The 17953-nt window shown below is 65.5% G+C and carries 14 protein-coding genes; all 14 read right to left on the bottom strand.

The genetic code is table 11. The features are described 5' to 3' along the window. Nucleotides 1-19 precede the first annotated feature (19 nt). Nucleotides 20-892: an acetyl-CoA carboxylase, carboxyltransferase subunit beta gene (gene accD / locus AACH00_RS17160; RefSeq protein WP_341400406.1), complete on the bottom strand. Its 873-nt coding sequence runs from the start codon at nucleotides 890-892 to the stop codon at nucleotides 20-22. A gap of 46 nt (nucleotides 893-938) precedes the next feature. Continuing rightward, entirely contained in the window at nucleotides 939-1748 is an 810-nt protein-coding gene (trpA, locus tag AACH00_RS17155; RefSeq protein ID WP_341400405.1) for a tryptophan synthase subunit alpha, read from the bottom strand. Next, nucleotides 1745-3031: a tryptophan synthase subunit beta gene (gene trpB / locus AACH00_RS17150; RefSeq protein WP_341400404.1), complete on the bottom strand. Its 1287-nt coding sequence runs from the start codon at nucleotides 3029-3031 to the stop codon at nucleotides 1745-1747. Before trpB ends, trpA begins: the two co-directional genes overlap by 4 nt. A 22-nt stretch (nucleotides 3032-3053) precedes the next feature. Then, a complete protein-coding gene (locus AACH00_RS17145) occupies nucleotides 3054-3692 on the bottom strand; it encodes a phosphoribosylanthranilate isomerase (RefSeq protein WP_341400403.1) in 639 nt (212 codons plus the stop codon). A 22-nt stretch (nucleotides 3693-3714) separates the two neighbouring features. Then, nucleotides 3715-4599: a tRNA pseudouridine(38-40) synthase TruA gene (truA, locus tag AACH00_RS17140; RefSeq protein ID WP_341400402.1), complete on the bottom strand. Its 885-nt coding sequence runs from the start codon at nucleotides 4597-4599 to the stop codon at nucleotides 3715-3717. Then, nucleotides 4589-7360 carry a motility hub landmark protein FimV gene (locus AACH00_RS17135; protein WP_341400401.1) on the bottom strand — a complete coding sequence of 924 codons (2772 nt, stop codon included), beginning with the start codon at nucleotides 7358-7360 and terminating at the stop codon, nucleotides 4589-4591. The genes truA and AACH00_RS17135 overlap by 11 nt, the downstream gene beginning before the upstream one ends. A gap of 335 nt (nucleotides 7361-7695) precedes the next feature. Then, nucleotides 7696-8823 (bottom strand): aspartate-semialdehyde dehydrogenase, encoded by a 1128-nt coding sequence (gene asd, locus AACH00_RS17130; protein ID WP_341400400.1) that lies wholly within the window; start codon nucleotides 8821-8823, stop codon nucleotides 7696-7698. 96 nt (nucleotides 8824-8919) lie between these two features. Next, entirely contained in the window at nucleotides 8920-10011 is a 1092-nt protein-coding gene (gene leuB, locus AACH00_RS17125) for a 3-isopropylmalate dehydrogenase (protein ID WP_341400441.1), read from the bottom strand. 26 nt (nucleotides 10012-10037) lie between these two features. Next, complete coding sequence (gene leuD, locus AACH00_RS17120) at nucleotides 10038-10688, bottom strand: 3-isopropylmalate dehydratase small subunit (protein ID WP_341400399.1); 651 nt, start codon at nucleotides 10686-10688, stop codon at nucleotides 10038-10040. A gap of 4 nt (nucleotides 10689-10692) precedes the next feature. Next, nucleotides 10693-10818: an entericidin A/B family lipoprotein gene (locus AACH00_RS17115; RefSeq protein WP_341400398.1), complete on the bottom strand. Its 126-nt coding sequence runs from the start codon at nucleotides 10816-10818 to the stop codon at nucleotides 10693-10695. Nucleotides 10819-10832: 14 nt separating this feature from the next. Continuing rightward, nucleotides 10833-12245 (bottom strand): 3-isopropylmalate dehydratase large subunit, encoded by a 1413-nt coding sequence (leuC, locus tag AACH00_RS17110; RefSeq protein WP_341400397.1) that lies wholly within the window; start codon nucleotides 12243-12245, stop codon nucleotides 10833-10835. Between the two features lie 70 nt (nucleotides 12246-12315). Next, a complete protein-coding gene (locus tag AACH00_RS17105; protein ID WP_341400396.1) occupies nucleotides 12316-13215 on the bottom strand; it encodes a LysR family transcriptional regulator in 900 nt (299 codons plus the stop codon). Nucleotides 13216-13519: 304 nt separating this feature from the next. Then, nucleotides 13520-15757, bottom strand: a complete 2238-nt coding sequence (locus AACH00_RS17100) for an NADP-dependent isocitrate dehydrogenase (protein WP_341400395.1) — start codon at nucleotides 15755-15757, stop codon at nucleotides 13520-13522. A gap of 219 nt (nucleotides 15758-15976) precedes the next feature. After that, nucleotides 15977-17887, bottom strand: a complete 1911-nt coding sequence (locus tag AACH00_RS17095) for a propionate--CoA ligase (RefSeq protein ID WP_341400394.1) — start codon at nucleotides 17885-17887, stop codon at nucleotides 15977-15979. Nucleotides 17888-17953: the final 66 nt, after the last annotated feature.

Raw genomic sequence — 17953 nt, 5'->3', positions numbered from 1 at the left:
GGGGCAGGCAATCTGGCGGTCAGGCGACCGCGTCAGCGCTCTGGCGTTGCAGCATGGCCAGCTGGCTGGCGATGGCCTGACGCAGCTGGCGGCGGTCGACGATCATGTCGATGGCGCCCTTCTGCATCAGGAATTCGGCGCGCTGGAAGCCTTCCGGCAGGTCTTCACGCACGGTGTTCTTGATGACGCGCTGGCCGGCAAAGCCGATCAGGGCCTTGGGTTCGCCGATGACGATGTCGCCCACGAAGGCGAAGCTGGCGGAGACACCGCCCATCGTCGGGTCGGTCAGCACGCTGATGAACGGCAGGCGGGCCTTGGCCAGGCGCGTCAGCGACGCATTGGTCTTGGCCATCTGCATCAGGCTGAACAAGCCTTCCTGCATGCGCGCGCCGCCAGAGGCAGCAAAGCACACGAACGGCACCTTCTGCTCGATGGCGGTTTCAACGCCGCGCACGAAGCGCTCACCAACCACGGAGCCCATCGAGCCGCCCATGAAGTCGAACTCGAACGCGGCAACCACGACCGGCACGCTCATCACGGCGCCGCCCAGCACGATCAGGGCATCGGTTTCGCCGGTGGTTTCAAGTGCGCCCTTCAGACGCTCCGGGTACTTCTTGCTGTCCTTGAACTTCAGCACGTCGACCGGCAGCACTTCGTGGCCGATCTCGTAGCGGCCTTCGGCGTCCAGGAATGCATTCAGACGCTCACGGGCGCCGATGCGGTGATGGTGGTCGCACTTCGGGCAGACATTCAGGTTCTGCTCGAGGTCGGTCTTGTAGAGCACCGATTCGCACGAGGGGCACTTGATCCACAGGCCTTCCGGCACCGAGCGACGTTCACTCGGATCGGTGTGCTGAATCTTCGGGGGCAGCAGTTTTTCAAGCCAGCTCATGGATGGAACTCCTCAACGAATCGGGTCTGTCGGACAAATGGCTCGGTCAGAGCTTGTCCAGCGCCGTGCGGATCTCGATCATGAATTGACCGGCCGCCGAGGCTGCATTGTCGCGCGTTTGGGCTTCGAGGATCTGGATCAGCCGCGAGCCGATCACCACACCGTCGGAAACCCGGCCCACGGCCTGGGCAGTCTGGGCGTCGCGAATGCCGAAACCGACACCCACCGGCACCTTCACATGCTGGCGGATGCGCGGCACAGCGGCGGCCACCGCGTCGGTGTCCAGGTTGCCGGCGCCGGTCACGCCCTTCAACGACACGTAGTAGACGTAGCCGGTGGCAATCTCGCCCACCTGCTTCATGCGCGCCCCGGTCGAGGTGGGGGCCAGCAGGAAGATCAAATCGAGCCCGTGCGTGGCGAGCTTGGCCGCAAACGCGCCGCACTCTTCAGGCGGGTAGTCAACGATCAGCACACCGTCCACGCCCGCGTCGGCAGCATGCTGCACGAAGGCGTCGGCGCCGTGCTTCTGGTCGTAGCGCTCCACCGGGTTGGCGTAACCCATCAGCACCACGGGGGTGGCGTGGGTCTGGCGGAAGGCGCGCACGTAATCCAGCACCTGCGTCAGGCCGATGCCGTGCGACAGGGCACGCTCCGCCGCCTTCTGGATCACGGGGCCGTCGGCCATCGGATCAGAGAACGGCACGCCGAGCTCGATCACGTCAGCGCCGCCGTCGGCCAGCGCCTTCATGATCTCCACGGTGGCGTCCGGGAACGGATCACCCGCGCAGATGTACGGAATCAGCGCCTTGCGCTGGTCGGCCTTCAAGGCTGCAAAGGTGGCAGCGATGCGGCTCATGCGGCACCCCCTTCCTGCTTGTGGAAGGAGATCGTGGCTTCGGCCCCGCCCTTCACCGACTGGCCCTTGCAGGACGGGCGGCAGAAGAAGTCGGCGCCCGACACGTCGGCCACCGTGCCGATGTCCTTGTCACCGCGGCCGCTCAGATTCACCAGCACATGCTGATCCGGGCGCATGGTGGCGGCGAGCTTCATGGCGTAGGCCACAGCGTGGCTCGATTCGAGGGCCGGGATGATGCCTTCGGTGCGGCACAGGCGGTGGAACGCCGCCAGCGCTTCGTCATCGGTGATGCCGACGTACTCGGCGCGGCCGATGTCATGCAGGAAGGCGTGCTCGGGACCCACGCCGGGGTAATCGAGGCCCGCCGACACCGAATGGGTCTCGGTGATCTGGCCGTTGTCGTCCTGCAGCAGGTAGGTGCGGTTGCCATGCAGCACGCCGGGCGAGCCCGCCGAGATGCTGGCGGCATGCTTGCCGGAATCCAGACCCAGGCCAGCGGCCTCAACGCCGATCAGGCGCACGTTGTCGTGCTGGATGTACGGGTAGAAGATGCCCATGGCATTGCTGCCACCGCCCACGCAGGCGATGACCGCATCAGGCTGGCGGCCGATCATGTCGGGCATCTGCACCAGGCACTCATCACCGATGACGCGCTGGAAGTCACGCACCATCGCCGGGTACGGCGCCGGGCCGGCCACGGTGCCGATGATGTAGAAGGTGTCTTCGACGTTCGTGACCCAGTCACGCAGGGCTTCGTTCAGAGCGTCCTTCAGCGTCTTGCTGCCCGACTCCACCGGCACAACCTTGGCGCCCAGCAGGTGCATGCGGTAGACGTTCGGGCTCTGACGCTTGACGTCTTCGCTGCCCATGTACACCACGCATTCCAGGCCGTAGCGGGCGCAGATGGTGGCCGTGGCCACGCCGTGCTGACCGGCGCCGGTTTCGGCGATCACGCGGGGCTTGCCCATGCGCTTGGCCAGCAGGGCCTGGCCGATCGTGTTGTTGATCTTGTGCGCGCCGGTGTGGTTGAGGTCTTCGCGCTTCAGGTAGATCTGCGCGCCACCCATGTCGCGGCTCAGGCGATCAGCGTGATAGATCGGGCTGGGACGCCCGACAAAGTGCGCCAGCTCCTTCTTGAATTCAGCGATGAATTCCGGATCGTGGCGGTAGTGCTCGTAGGCAGCCTTGAGCTCGTCGAGCGCATGCACCAGCGTCTCGGAAACGAAGCTGCCGCCATAGGGGCCGAAATGGCCCGATGCATCGGGCTGGTTGTATTCAAACATGGAGAAGTTCCGGGAAAGGGGATCAGGTGGATGCCAGGGTGGCGCGGGCATCGGCCTCGCGCACGGCATCACAGAAGCGGCGCATCAGCTCGGCATCCTTGACGCCTTTGGCTGACTCCACGCCGGAGCTCACGTCAACGGCCCAGGGCCGGACGCGAGCGATCCCATCGATCACGCTTGCAGGATTCAACCCACCAGACAAAACGACCGGACGGGGCACGTTTGCGGGAATGAGTGACCAATCAAATGCCTTTCCACTGCCCCCGTAGCCATCCACATGCGCATCCAGCAGCACGCCTTGGGCAGAGGGGTATTGAGCCGCGAAGTCTAACAAATCGAAGCCCGGCGACATCCGGGCCGCCCGCAGGTAGGGTCTTCCGGGCGCCGTGCATTGCGTCGGCGTTTCATCGCCATGGAACTGCAGCAGCGCATTCGGCACTGCCTGCAGGCCCGCCTGAATCTCGGCCTCGCTGGCATTCACGAACAGCAGCACCGGCGTGACAAACGGCGGCAGCAAGCGCGCCAGCTGGCCGGCGCGCTCGGCGCTCACCGCCCGGGACGACGACGCATACAGCACGAAGCCGATGGCATCAGCGCCCGCAGCAGCGGCCGCTTCCACGTCCGCCTCACGGGTCAGGCCGCAAATCTTGATTCGGGTCATCAGGGTCACCAGGTGGGTTGCGTCAGGGCAGCCAGTCCATCGCGGCGGTGTGCACGGGCAGGTTCAGCTCGGCATCGTAGACGGGCCCGACAAAATACAGGCCATCGGCAGCAAAGGTGGGTGCGGCCACCTGGCGCGAGCGGGCATTCAGCACCTCGAGCAGCCAGCCGGGCGAGCGCGTGCCGGTGCCCACGGCAATCAGGCAGCCCATGATGTTGCGGACCATGTGGTGCAGGAACGCACTGCCCTCCACATCGAACCGCCAGTACGCGCCACGCTGGCTGATCTCGATCTGGCGCAGTTGCTTGACGGGCGACAGCGCCTGGCAGTCGATCGAGCGGAAGGAGCTGAAATCATGCTCGCCGATCAGGTGAGCCGCCGCCTCGCGCATCGCGTCGCCATTCAAGGGGCGAAACACCCAGCCGCAGCCGCGCGTCTCGATCGCCGGACGCACGGCTGATTCGACCAGCAGATAGCGGTAGTGGCGGCCGCGGGCACTGTTGCGCGCATGAAAGCTGCGCGGCACCTCGTGACACCACTGAACAGCGATGTCTTTGGGCAGGTAGCGGTTGGTGCCGCGCACCCAGGAAAACGGCTCGCGGTTCAGCGGGGTGTCGAAGTGCACGACCTGATTCAGGCCGTGCACACCCGTGTCGGTTCGACCGGCGCAGAGCGTGGTCACCGGCATCGCGGCGAACTGGCTCAGAGCGGCTTCAAGATGATCCTGAACCGTCCGGCCATCGGGCTGGCTTTGCCAGCCGTGGTAGTTCTCGCCGCGGTAAGCCACCCCCAGCGCAATGCGCCGGGTGGTGGCGGGCGGCGCGTCGGGCGCCGCAGTGTCTGGGCTCAGCGCTTCCGGAAGCCGAGCATCAGACGCCCGGCTCTCCGGAGTGGGCTCAGAGCTCATCCAGCATGGCTTGCGCGCGCTGGCGCGTCGCGCCTTCCGACTTGCTCACCACCTCTTCGAGCAGATCGCGGGCACCTTCGGTGTCACCGATGCGGCGGAATTCGTCCGCCAGCTCGATCTTGCGGGCGAGCGGGTCGCCATCATCGTCAGCCTCGCCGAGGCCAGACACGGCGAAGTCCATCGGCGCGCCACGCTCGGTGGTCGGCTCATCCAGATCCACCGGGGCCGTCGGCACGGGAGCCGGCGGAACATCCAGGTCCAGATTGAACGAGTCGGCATCCAGCGGAACGTCGTTGGCGGCCGGTGCAGCTTCAGGCGTGCCGTCCAGGTCGAGAGACAGATCGCCGAAGTCGAAATCAGCAGCCGGGGCCGCCACGGGCGCAGGCTGCGCAGGGGCATCGTCCAGCAAGCCGAGGTCGATCTCGATGTCGTCATCGTCGGCCGGAGCCGGTGCGGGCGACGGTGCCGGCGCTGGCGTCGGGGCCTGGGTGAAGGCCATCGGCTCGGACGCACCTTCCAAATCCTGCATGCCGGAAATGCCGGTGAAGGGTCGGGTGTTTTCCAGACCGGTCAGCTTGGACGCGGCGTCGAGGTCGATGTCAACGTCAAAGTCAGACTGCGGGCCTGCAGTGGAGCGGGCCTCGAAGGGCTGCGTCTTCTCGATCGGCGGGATGTCGTTCGGGCCACCTTCACGCATGTCAGGCGGAGCGTCCGACGAGGTGTCGATGTCCACCTCCATCAGGCCAGCAGCGCCGTACAGCGAATTGGCCGGATCGATTTGACGGCCGAGTTCCTGGGCGCGCGCCCAGTCTTCGCCCTGGCCGCCGGTGATGTCCTGCAGCTGCATGGCGTGCGACTCGAAGGTCCGCACGTCAGCGCGCTTGGCATACACCTCGAGCAGCTTGGTGCGGATGGCAGGCCGGTTCGGCTCGCTGCGCAGGGCTTCCTTGAGGATTTCCTCGGCCTGCAGATCGCGACCGTAGGCCAGGTACACGTCCGCTTCGGCGACCGGATCGACGTCGCCAATGGCGTCGAGCTGGCTCAGCGAGTAGCTCAACGACGAGGACGACGAATTGCCGGCACCGTCGCGCGTGTCGACGCGCTGGCCACCGCTGACGCCGAAGAACGAGTCAGGTTGCAGCTTGCTCTCAATGAACGAGGTTTCGTTGCCGTTGTCCTGGCCACGGCGACGCAGACGCATCACGCCCAGACCGGCCAGCAGCGCCACCAGCGACACGGCGCCAGGCAGCACGAACGGGTTGCTCGTCAGCGAATCCAGGAAGCTTTCTTCCTGTGCTGGCACGGGCGGCATGGCCGGTGCCTTGGGCTGCGACGCAGCCGATGCAGGCTGGGATGCCGAAGCCGGCACCACAGGCGTAGAAGCGGCCACCACCGGCGCGGAAGCCGCGACAGCGACAGGCGCGGAGGCCGGTGCGGACGCTGCAGCCACCGGGGCAGAGGCTGCAGCCGCGACCACAGGTGCCGCTGGCTTGGCAGCCGAAGCGGCGACTGGCGCAGCAACCGGGGCCGGCTTGGCCGGCGCGGGTGCTGGCGGCACAACGGGTGCAGCAGCCACGGTCGGGCGAGGCACGACCGGCGCCGGCGCAGCAGCCACCACCGGCGACGGCGCCGAAGCGGCGGCTACCGGCTTGGTGCCTGCCTGCAGCTTCTTCAGCTCGGCGACGTTGCGCGCGAGTTCAGCCACGCGGGCGTCAGCGGCCTTGCGCTCGGTTTCCTTCGAGACCTTGGCTTCCGGCACGGCCGAGGCGGCATTTGCACGCGACAGCTTGAGCTGGTCAGGCGTCGGCGCCACATCGGCCTTGCGGTCCTTCACGGCCGCCTCGACCTTGCCGGTGGCCTGGCGAGCAGGCTCGGTCGTCTTGACCTGCGGCGCGGCCGTGGCCACGCGCTGGCGGAAGCTGGAGAAATCAGCGCTGTGCGCCTGGATGACCTTGCGAGCCTCGGCCTGCGAAGCCGCAGCAGCAGCCTGCTCGTCCGGCAGCGACAACACGGCACCGGCCTTCAGGCGGTTCATGTTGTTGTTGACGAAGGCCTGCTCGTTGTTGCGGTAAAGCGCAACCAGCATCTGATCCAGCGAGACGCCGGGACGCTGGTTCGCCGCAGCGATCGACGACAGCGTATCGCCAGCGCGGACCTTGACGGTGTCAGCACCAGCTGCCGGCGCAGGCGCCGATGCAGCGGGCTTGGCGGGCTTCGGTGCAACCGCGACCGGGGCAGCCGCAGGCGGGCTCGGCGGCGGCGAGGCGACAACCGGTGCTGGCACCGGTGCCGGCGGACGAGCCACCACAGGCGCGGCCGGCGCAGGCGCTGCGCTGATCACCGGAGAGGTGGTGGCAGCAGCGGGCGGCGGCGCGGTACGCGGCGGGTCAATCAGCAGGGTGTACGAGCGCTGGAGGCGACCATTGGCCCACGCGAAATCGAGGATGACGTCGACAAACGGTTCGCTGACCGACTTGTCGCCCGTCAGGCGGATGTAGGGACGACCGTCCGCGCGTCGGGCCAGCGTGGCCTGCGCGCCCTGGAGCACCTGGTTGAAGTCAACGCCGGCAGCGCGGAAGGCATCAGGTGCAGCCACCGACGCGCGCAGCGAAGCGGCCTCGTCAGGCGACAGACTGGTGATGTCAATCTCGGCGCGCAGCGGTTCGCCCAGCGTCGACTGGACATTCAGCCGACCCAGGCTCAGCGCCGAAACAGTCGGGTGAACCACCAGCAGGGCAGCAGCCGCGACGGCGGAAAGCACGGGGCCATTGGCCCGGGATGAGGTGATCTTCAAAGCGTCTCCAGAACGCAATCAGCGAGCCGGAATTATCCGCCCGCTGCCAACGACAGTCAGCCCGCACTTGTCAGTTTCTGACGCGAAACGTAACAGGCGAGAAAACACTACGGTAACAAGCATATAGCTTGCCAAGCTCATGCAAAACGTCACATTTGCAGGAACGCTCGTTTTCACTCATCCGGGTGAAAGCCGATGTTGCCGGTGGGCAACGCGGCGAATCATCCAGATACAACTACGCCCGGTGTGCTTGCGCAGACCGGGCGTTGGTGGGTGCAAACGGGGCACAAGGCCCCGAAACATCACTTGTCGAGCAGGATGCGCAGCATGCGGCGCAGCGGTTCGGCAGCGCCCCACAGCAGCTGGTCACCGATGGTGAACGCGCCGACGTATTCCGGGCCCATGGCCAGCTTGCGGATACGGCCGACCGGGATGGTCATCGTGCCGGTCACGGCCACGGGCGTCAGATCGGTGATCGTGGCCTCGCGGGTGTTCGGCACCACCTTCACCCACTCGTTGTCGGCGGCGATCATGGCTTCGATGTCGGCCAGCGGCACGTCCTTCTTGAGCTTGAAGGTCAGGGCCTGGCTGTGGCAGCGCATCGCACCGACACGCACGCAGAAACCATCGACCGGAATGGCGGTCGAGCCGAAGCCCTCACCCAGGCCGAGGATCTTGTTGGTCTCGGCCATGCCCTTCCACTCTTCCTTGGACATGCCGTTGCCCAGATCCTTGTCGATCCAGGGAATCAGCGAGCCGCCCAGGGGCACGCCGAAATTGGCCGTCTCGGCGCCGGTGAGGGCACGCTGCTTGGCGATGACCTTGCGGTCGATCTCGAGGATCGCGCTCTTCGGGTCGTCAAGCAGCGCCTTGACCTCGGCATTCAGCGTGCCGTACTGCGTCAGAAGCTCGCGCATGTGCTGGGCACCGCCGCCGGAAGCGGCCTGGTAGGTCTGGGTGCTCATCCACTCGACCAGACCGGCCTTGTAGAGCGCGCCCACGCCCATCAGCATGCAGCTGACGGTGCAGTTGCCGCCGACCCAGTTCTTGCCGCCCTTGGCCAGTGCGTCCTTGATCACCGGCATGTTGACCGGGTCCAGGATGATGACCGCGTCGGACTCCATGCGCAGCGTCGAAGCCGCGTCGATCCAGTGGCCGTTCCAGCCGGCTGCGCGCAGCTTCGGGAACACCGCGGTGGTGTAGTCGCCGCCCTGGGCGGTGATGATGATGTCGCAGCGCTTGAGCGCGTCGATGTCGAACGCGTCTTGCAGCGTGGTTTCGTTCTTCGCCATCGACGGGGCCTTGCCGCCCGAGTTCGAGGTCGAGAAGAACAGCGGTTCAATCAGGTCAAAGTCGCCTTCGGCAACCATGCGGTCCATGAGGACAGAGCCCACCATGCCGCGCCATCCGACCAATCCAACGAGTGCCATGTCTAAATTTCCTAGTGTGGTGCGTTGCCCTGAACCCCGGAACCTCCCGGCTCGTTCGCCGGGGTCCAGGTGTTGGGGCGAGACGAAACCGAGCTGTCAGCTCTTGGTAATCGTTTTGCCGGTGATAGCCGCAACCACGGCATCACCCATCTCACGCGTGCCCACCTTCTGGGTGCCCTCGCTCCAGATGTCCGGCGTGCGGTAGCCGGCAGCCAGCACCGATTTGACGGCCGACTCGATACGGTCGGCAGCCTCGGGCTGTTGGAGTGAGAAACGGAGCATCATGGCAGCGGACAGGATTGTAGCCAATGGATTGGCCACGCCCTTGCCGGCGATGTCGGGGGCGCTGCCATGGCTGGGCTCATACAGGCCCTGGCCCTTGGCGTTCAGCGAGGCCGAAGGCAGCATGCCGATCGAGCCGGTCAGCATCGAAGCCTCGTCCGACAGGATGTCGCCAAACATGTTGCCGGTGAACAGCACGTCGAACTTCTTCGGCGCCTTCACCAGCTGCATCGCGGCGTTGTCGACGTACATGTGCTCGAGCTCGACGTCCGGGTACGCCTTGTGCACCTCGGTCACCACGTCCTTCCAGAACTGGAAGGTCTCCAGCACATTGGCCTTGTCGACCGACGTGACCTTCTTGCTGCGCTTGCGGGCGGCCTGGAAAGCGACGTGGGCGATGCGCTCGATTTCCGGGCGCGAGTAGCGCATAGTGTCAAAGGCTTCTTCAGCGCCGGGGAAATGCCCGTCGGTGGCGATGCGGCGGCCACGCGGCTGGCCGAAGTAGATGTCGCCGGTCAGCTCGCGGATGATCAGGATGTCGAGGCCCGCGATCAGCTCGGGCTTCAGGCTGGACGCGCCCACCAGTTCCTCGTAGCAGATGGCCGGGCGGAAGTTGGCGAACAGACCCAGGTGCTTGCGCAGGCCCAGGATGGCTTGTTCAGGGCGCAGCGGGCGGTCCAGCGTGTCGTACTTCCAGTCGCCCACCGCGCCGAACAGGATGGCGTCAGAAGCCTTGGCCAGGTTCAGCGTCGAGTCGGGCAGCGGGTGGCCGTGGGCCTCGTAGGCGGCACCGCCCACCTTGGCTTCTTCCATCTCGAACGGCAGGTCGAGCACGTTGAGCACGCGCACGGCCTCGGCCACGATCTCGGTCCCGATGCCATCACCAGGCAGCACTGCAATCTTCATCGTCATGGGGTTGTCTCTTTGTTTGCTCAGCCGACCAGGCGGGTATTCAGCCAGGGCATCTTGGCCAGGCGCTCGGCCTCGTAGGCCTTGATCTTCTCGGCGTGACGCAGGGTCAGGCCGATGTCGTCAAACCCGTTCACCAGGCAGTACTTGCGGAAGGCCTGCACTTCGAACGGCAGCTCGGTGCCGTCGGCCTTGATGACCACCTGGCGCGGCAGATCCACCGTCAGCTGATAGCCCGGGAAGGCATGCACTTCATCGAACAGCGCAGCAACCTGCGACTCCGACAACACGATCGGCAAGACGCCGTTCTTGAAGCAGTTGTTGAAGAAGATGTCGGCGAAGCTCGGCGCAATGATGGCGCGGAAGCCGTATTGCTCCAGCGCCCAGGGCGCGTGTTCGCGGCTGGAGCCGCAGCCGAAGTTGTTGCGGGCCAGCAGCACGCTGGCGCCCTGGTAACGCGGCTGGTTCAGCACGAAGTCGGGGTTCGACTTGCGGGTGGCCGGATCCTGACCGGGCTCGCCGGCGTCCAGGTAGCGCCACTCATCGAACAGGTTCGGGCCGAAACCCGTGCGCTTGATCGACTTCAGGAATTGCTTGGGGATGATCGCGTCGGTATCGACGTTCTCACGGTCCATCGGGGCCACGAGGCCCTTGTGCAGGGTAAATGCTTGCATGGGATTACTTCTTCTTGGCCGCGCCTTCGATGGACTCGCCGGCTTTCTGGATGTCCTTGCCGATGCCTTCAAAGGTGTTGCAGGCCGACAGCAGCGCCAGGGTGGCGACGACGACAAACAGCTTCTTCATGACGATGTTTCCTTTCAGGCCACGCGGCGCACGTCAACAAAATGGCCCGCCATCGCTGCCGCAGCGGCCATGGCCGGGCTGACGAGGTGGGTACGGCCGCCGGCGCCCTGGCGACCTTCGAAATTGCGGTTGCTGGTGGAGGCGCAACGCTCGCCCGGCTCCAGCCGGTCAGCGTTCATGGCCAGGCACATGCTGCAGCCCGGCTCACGCCACTCGAAACCCGCGGCGCGGAAGATCTGGTCCAGGCCTTCGGCTTCCGCCTGCGCCTTCACCAGGCCCGAGCCCGGCACCACCAGCGCCAGCTTCACGTTGCTCGCCACCCGGCCGCCCAGGTGCTTGACCACGGCGGCGGCTTCGCGCATGTCTTCAATGCGGCTGTTGGTGCATGAGCCGATGAACACCTTGTCGATGTGCACGTCGCTGATGGCCTTGTTCGGCTCCAGCGCCATGTACTGCAGGGCACGTTCGATGGCGCCACGCTTGACGGCGTCCTTTTCCTTGTCCGGATCAGGGATGCGGTCTTCGATCGACAGCACCATTTCCGGCGAGGTGCCCCAGGTGACCTGCGGCTGGATGCGCGCGGCGTCGAGCTCCACCACCTTGTCGAAGAAGGCGCCTTCGTCGGAGTGCAGCGTGCGCCAGTAGGTCACGGCCTGCTCCAGCTCCACGCCCTGCGGGCTGAACGGACGGCCCTTCACGTAGGCCAGCGTGGTGTCGTCCACCGCCACCAGGCCGGCGCGTGCGCCTGCCTCGATGGCCATGTTGCACACCGTCATGCGGCCTTCCATGCTCAGCGCACGAATGGCGGTGCCTGCGAATTCAATCGTGTAACCCGTGCCGCCGGCCGTGCCGATCTTGCCGATGATGGCCAGCACGATGTCCTTGGCACCCACGCCCCGGGCCACCTGGCCGTCGACGCGCACCAGCATGTTCTTGGCCTTCTTGGCCAGCAGCGTCTGGGTGGCCAGCACGTGCTCCACCTCGGAGGTGCCGATGCCATGGGCCAGCGCACCAAAGGCACCATGGGTGCTGGTGTGGCTGTCGCCGCAGACCACCGTCATGCCCGGCAACGTGGCGCCCTGCTCCGGGCCGATCACGTGGACGATGCCCTGGCGCTTGTCGCTCATCTTGAACTGCGTGATGCCGAAGCGGTCGCAGTTGTTGTCGAGCGTGTCCACCTGCAGCTTGGAGATGGGGTCGGCAATGCCTTCGCTGCGGTCGGTCGTGGGCACGTTGTGGTCGCTCACGGCCAGATTGGCCGACAGGCGCCAGACCTTGCGGCCAGCGATGTCCAGGCCCTCGAACGCCTGCGGGCTGGTGACCTCATGCACCAGGTGGCGGTCGATATAGAGCGTGGCCGTGCCGTCTTCCTCGGTGTGGACGACGTGCTCGTCCCACAGCTTGTCATACAGGGTGCGTGCGGTCATGTTGAGTCTCGGGTGTTTGTGGGGCGCTGCCGGCCCTCTCGGGCAGCTGCGCCAGTTCAGGGTTGAATTGTCAGGGAAGTTGCTCAGGCTGCGCCAGTGCATCCACGAAGCGCTGCACCACGGCCGGCAGCACGGCCTGCTCGCGGGCGGCAATCAGGTAACGGCGACGCGCCCACGCCTCATCCAGCGGGCGCACGTCGATGGCAAAGAGTCGGGCAAACCGGTGCGCCACGGCCGCGGGCAGCACCGCCACGCCGAGGCCAGCATCCACCAGCTGGGCAATCGCATCAAAACCGCGTACCTGCAGGCGGGCGTTCAGGGTGCGACCACGCTCCAGTGCGCGCTGCAACATCAGCTCATGCACCGAGGCGCCGATGTGCAGGCCGACGATGTCGTAATCCAGCAAGGCCTCGAAGGGCAGCGGCTCGGTGGCCGCCGACAGCGCATGGCCTCGCGGCAGCACCACAGCCAGCTCGCCCTCGCGGTAGGGCCAGGCCCGCAGGCGGGCGTCCACCAGCGGCGGCGCAAACACGCCCACGTCGGCCCGCCCTTCGGCCACCGCCTGCTGCACCGCCGTGCTGGTCATGTCTTCCAGGCTGATGCGGATGTGCGGATGCTCCCGCGAGAACGCGGCCAGATCAGCGGGCAGGCTCTCGGCAATCGCCGCCGCATTGGCCGCGATCCGCAGGTGGCCCTTGATGCCCCGGCTGAACTCAACCACTTCGCTTTCCAGCGCATGCAGCGATGCGTTCAGGCCGCGGATGTGGCGCACCAGCGCGCGGCCCGCTTCGGTGGGTTCCACACCGCGGGCGCGGCGCTCGAACAGCTGCACGCCCAGGCGGGTTTCCAGGTCTTTCAGCCGCTTGCTGGCGGCCGCCAACGCCAAATGCTCGCGCTCCGCGGCCCGCGTGATGTTGCGGGTCTCGGCAATGGCGAGCACCAGATTGAGCGTGACGAGGTCGAAGCGCATGGCGGCTGCAAGGCACAGCAAACGAAGAAGGCGCGAAGAGGCCGCATGTATCAGCAACGGTTCGCCTCGGTCAGGCGAGCGTCACAGCTTTGGGGGGGCACCGGTAAGCACCCAGCCAGCAGTCCTTCGCTGAAGCGAATGATGCGCGAAGGCTGAGCAAAGCGCACACGGCAGTTGTGAACCAAGCCTTCGCGCATGGCGAAGGATAAATGATCTCATTCCATCGCCCCACCCCAGGCACAGGCGAAAAAAAGCCACCCGAAGGTGGCTTTGTCAGAAGGCCGCGAACGGCCTGCTTGGTTGATCAGCCTGCGAAGGCGGCCAGCGCTGCGTTCAGCGTGGCGCTCGGGCGCATGATCTTGTCGAGCTTGTCGAAGTCAGGCTTGTAGTAGCCGCCGATGTCGGCCGGCTGGCCCTGCACCGCCGACAGCTCGGCCACGATGGCGGCTTCGTTGTCGGTCAGGGTCTTGGCCAGGGTGGCGTACTTGGCAGCCAGTTCCGGCTCTTCGGTCTGCGCTGCCAGGGCCTGCGCCCAGTACATGGCCAGATAGAACTGGCTGCCGCGGTTGTCCAGCTGGCCGGTCTTCGGGCTCGGGCCCTTGTTGTTGTCCAGCAGCTTGCCGGTGGCGGCGTCCAGCGTCTTGGCCAGCACCTTGGCCTTGTTGTTGCCGGTCTTCAGGCCCAGGTCTTCCAGGCTCACGGCCAGCGCCAGGAATTCACCCAGCGAGTCCCAGCGCAGATGGTTTTCTTCCACCAGCTGCTGCACGTGCTTCGGGGCCGAGCCGCCGGCACCGGTTTCGTACATGCCACCACCGGCCATCAGAGGCACGATCGACAGCATCTTGGCCGAGGTGCCCAGCTCCATGATCGGGAACAGGTCGGTCAGGTAGTCGCGCAGGATGTTGCCGGTCGCGCTGATGGTGTCCTGGCCGCGGATGACGCGCTCCAGCGTGTAACGCATGGCACGCACCTGGCTCATGATCTGGATGTCCAGACCGGCCGTGTTGTGCTCATGCAGGTACATCTTGACCTTGGTGATCAGCTGCGCTTCGTGCGGGCGGTAGGCGTCGAGCCAGAACACCACCGGCATGCCGGAGTTGCGGGCGCGGTTGACGGCCAGCTTGACCCAGTCACGGATCGCAGCGTCCTTCACCTGGCACATGCGCCAGATGTCGCCCTGCTCCACGTTCTCGCTCAGCAGCACTTCGCCGGTGGCCAGGTCGGTGATGTTGGCCACGCCGTCTTCGGTGATCTCGAAGGTCTTGTCGTGCGAGCCGTACTCTTCGGCCTGCTGCGCCATCAGGCCCACGTTCGGCACCGTGCCCATGGTCTTCGGATCGAAGGCGCCATGCCACTTGCAGAAGTTGATCATCTCCTGGTAGATGCGGGCGAAGGTCGATTCCGGCATCACGGCCTTCACATCCTTCAGTCGGCCGTTGGCATCCCACATCTTGCCGCCGTTGCGGATCATGGCCGGCATCGAGGCGTCCACGATCACGTCATTCGGCGAGTGGAAGTTGGTGATGCCCTTGGCCGAGTCCACCATTGCCAGCTCGGGGCGGTTTTCGTGGCAGGCGTGCAGGTCACGCTTGATCTCGTCCTGCTTGCTTTGCGGCAGCGTCGAGATCTTGTCGTACAGGTTGGCCATGCCGTTGTTGACATTCACGCCCAGCTCTTCGAACAGCTTGGCGTGCTTCTCGAACGCTTCCTTGTAGAAGATCTTGACGCAATGGCCGAAGACGATGGGGTGCGAGACCTTCATCATCGTGGCCTTCACGTGCAGCGAGAACATCACGCCGGTCTTGCGCGCGTCTTCAATCTCGCGCTCATAGAACTCGAGCAAGGCCTTCTTGCTCATGAACATGCTGTCGATGACTTCACGGTCCAGCAGCGAAACCTTCTGCTTCAGCACCAGCGTCTTGCCGCTCTTGGTGATCAGCTCCATCTTCACGTCACGGGCGCGGTCGAGGGTGATCGACTTTTCGCCGTGATAGAAGTCGCCGTGGTGCATGTGCGAGACGTGCGAACGCGACGCCTGACTCCACTCGGCCATGCTGTGCGGGTTCTTGCGGGCGTATTCCTTGACGGCCTTCGGGGCGCGGCGGTCGGAGTTGCCTTCACGCAGCACCGGGTTCACGGCCGAGCCGATGCACTTGGCGTAGCGGGCGCGCAGGGCCTTCTCTTCTTCGGTCTTGGGCGCTTCCGGGTAATCGGGAATCGCGTAGCCCTTGGCCTGCAGTTCGCGGATGGCCGCGATCAGCTGGTTCTGCGAGGCGCTGATGTTCGGCAGCTTGATGATGTTGGCATCGGCTTGCAGCGTCTTCTTGCCCAGTTCGGCCAGGGTGTTGGGCACCTTCTGCTCGTCGGTCAGGAAGTCGGGGAACTCGCCCAGGATGCGGTTCGCCACCGAGATGTCAGCGGTGTCGACCTTCACGTCAGCCGAAGCGGCAAACGTGCGCACGATCGGCAGGAACGAGGCCGTCGCCAGCAGAGGGGCTTCATCGGTCAGCGTGTAGATGATGGTGGGCTGCTGAGAACTCATCGCGTATCTCCTGGTGTGTTTGGTAAGGGCATGCCTGTGCCGGTCAGGGGCGACCAGGCGCAAGCCAAAGCGCAATGCGCGCGATTTTGAAGGGATCCGCTGACCGTTGGCTGTCAATTTTGAAGTCAGACTTCACATCGTGAAATTTCCTGGCCTTCACCGCCATTTTTTTTCAGTCATGGCATAAAAAAGGCCACCGGGTGGTGGCCTGGGTGCTGGTCAGGCGGTGATCACGTCCTTGACCTGCTGCAGGGCGCCGGGGTCTTCCATGGTGGTCAGGTCACCCGGGTCGCGGCCCTCGCACACCGCCTGGATGGCGCGGCGCAGCAGCTTGCCGCTGCGCGTCTTGGGCAGCACGCTGACAAACCGCACCCGTGCCGGGCGGGCCACTGCGCCGAGCTGGTCATCCACCAGCTTCATGATCGAGCCTTCCAGCTTCAGCGCATCGGCTGGGGACGCAGCCGATCCGCTGTCCTTCAGCACGGCAAAGGCCACGGCCACCTGCCCCTTCAGCGCGTCAGCCACACCCACCACCGCCACTTCGGCCACGGCCGGATGGCTGCTGATGCTCTCCTCGATCTCGCGGGTGCCCAGGCGGTGCCCGGCCACGTTGATCACGTCGTCGGTGCGGCCCAGGATGTAGAAGTAGCCATCGGCATCCTTCACGCCCCAGTCGAAGGTGCTGTACATGGTGCGTCCGTGGATGCTGCTCCAGTAGGTCTTCACGTAGCGGGCGTCGTCGCCCCACACGGTCTGCAGACACCCCGGCGGCAGCGGGCCTTCCACGGCAATCACGCCCTTCTGGTTGGGCTCGGTGATCTCGGCGCCGGTGGTCTCGTCAATCAATCGCACATCAAAGCCGTAGACCGCCTTGCCGGGTGAGCCGAACTTGGTGGCGGCCGGCTCGATACCGTTGCACACGGCCATGATCGGCCAGCCGGTTTCGGTCTGCCAGTAGTTGTCGATGACAGGCTTGTGGATGGCGTCCGACATCCAGGTGGCCGTCGGCTCGTCCAGCGGCTCGCCGGCCAGGAACAGCGCCTGCAGGCTGGAGAGGTCGTACTTGGTCAGGTAGGCAGGGTCCTGCTTCTTGAGCACCCGCGCGGCCGTGGGCGCGCTGAACATCACGTTGACCTTGTACTTCTCGACCAGGCTCCACCACACGCCGGCGTCCGGGCGGGTGGGCAGGCCCTCGTACATGATGGTCGCCATGCCGTTGATCAGCGGGCCGTAGATGATGTAGCTGTGCCCCACCACCCAGCCGATGTCGCTGGTGGAGAAGAACGTGCCGCCAGGCTGGCCCATGTAGATGTGCCGCATGCTGGCCGCCAGCGCCACGGCGTAGCCGCCGGTGTCGCGCTGCACGCCCTTGGGCTTGCCGGTGGTGCCGCTGGTGTAGAGGATGTAGCTCGGGTGCGTGCTGTCGACCCAGGCGCAGGGCACCACCGTGTCGAGGTGCTGCTCGCGCAGCGACGCGTAGTCTTCGTCTCGCCCGGCGGTGCGGCTGAACTCGGCCAGGCCGCGGTTCACCATCAGCACCTTCGCCGGCTTGTGGGTGCTCAGCGACACGGCTTCATCGAGCAGGTGCTTGTAGGGCACCACCTTGCCGCCACGCATGCCGGCGTCGGCGCTGATGATGGCCACCGGCTGGGCATCGTCGATGCGGCTGGCAAGTGAGTGGCTGGCGAAGCCGCCAAACACCACCGAGTGGATCGCACCGATGCGGGCGCAGGCCAGCATCGCGAAGCAGGCCTCGGCAATCATCGGCATGTAGATCAACACCCGGTCGCCCTGCTTCACGCCCAGCGACAGCAGGATGGCCGCCATGCGCTGCACCTCGGCGTGCAGCTCGCGGAAGCTGTAGGTCTGCTCGATGCCCGTTTCGGTGGACACGAAGATCAGCGCGTTCTGGTCCGGCCGGTCTTTCAGGTGGCGGTCTACTGCGTTGTGGCACAGGTTGGTCTTGCCGCCGGCAAACCATTTCGCGAACGGTGGTTCGCTGTAATCGCACACCTGGGTGAAGGGCTCGTGCCAGTCCACCAGGCAGGCCTGTTCGGTCCAGAAACCATCGCGGTCCTCAATGGAGCGGCGATGGAATTCAGCGTAGTTCGTCATTGAATGTCTCCTCATGGCGTGCCGGGCCTTCTGACCTCTATTGCACTGCGTCACGCTGACGCTGCCCTGTCATTTCGGCCC

The sequence above is a fragment of the Ideonella margarita genome (genome assembly GCF_038066635.1).
GTDB classification, from domain to species: Bacteria; Pseudomonadota; Gammaproteobacteria; order Burkholderiales; family Burkholderiaceae_C; genus Ideonella; species Ideonella margarita.
Note: the sequence above shows the minus strand (reverse complement) of the source record. Positions and strands in the feature narration are given on the sequence as shown.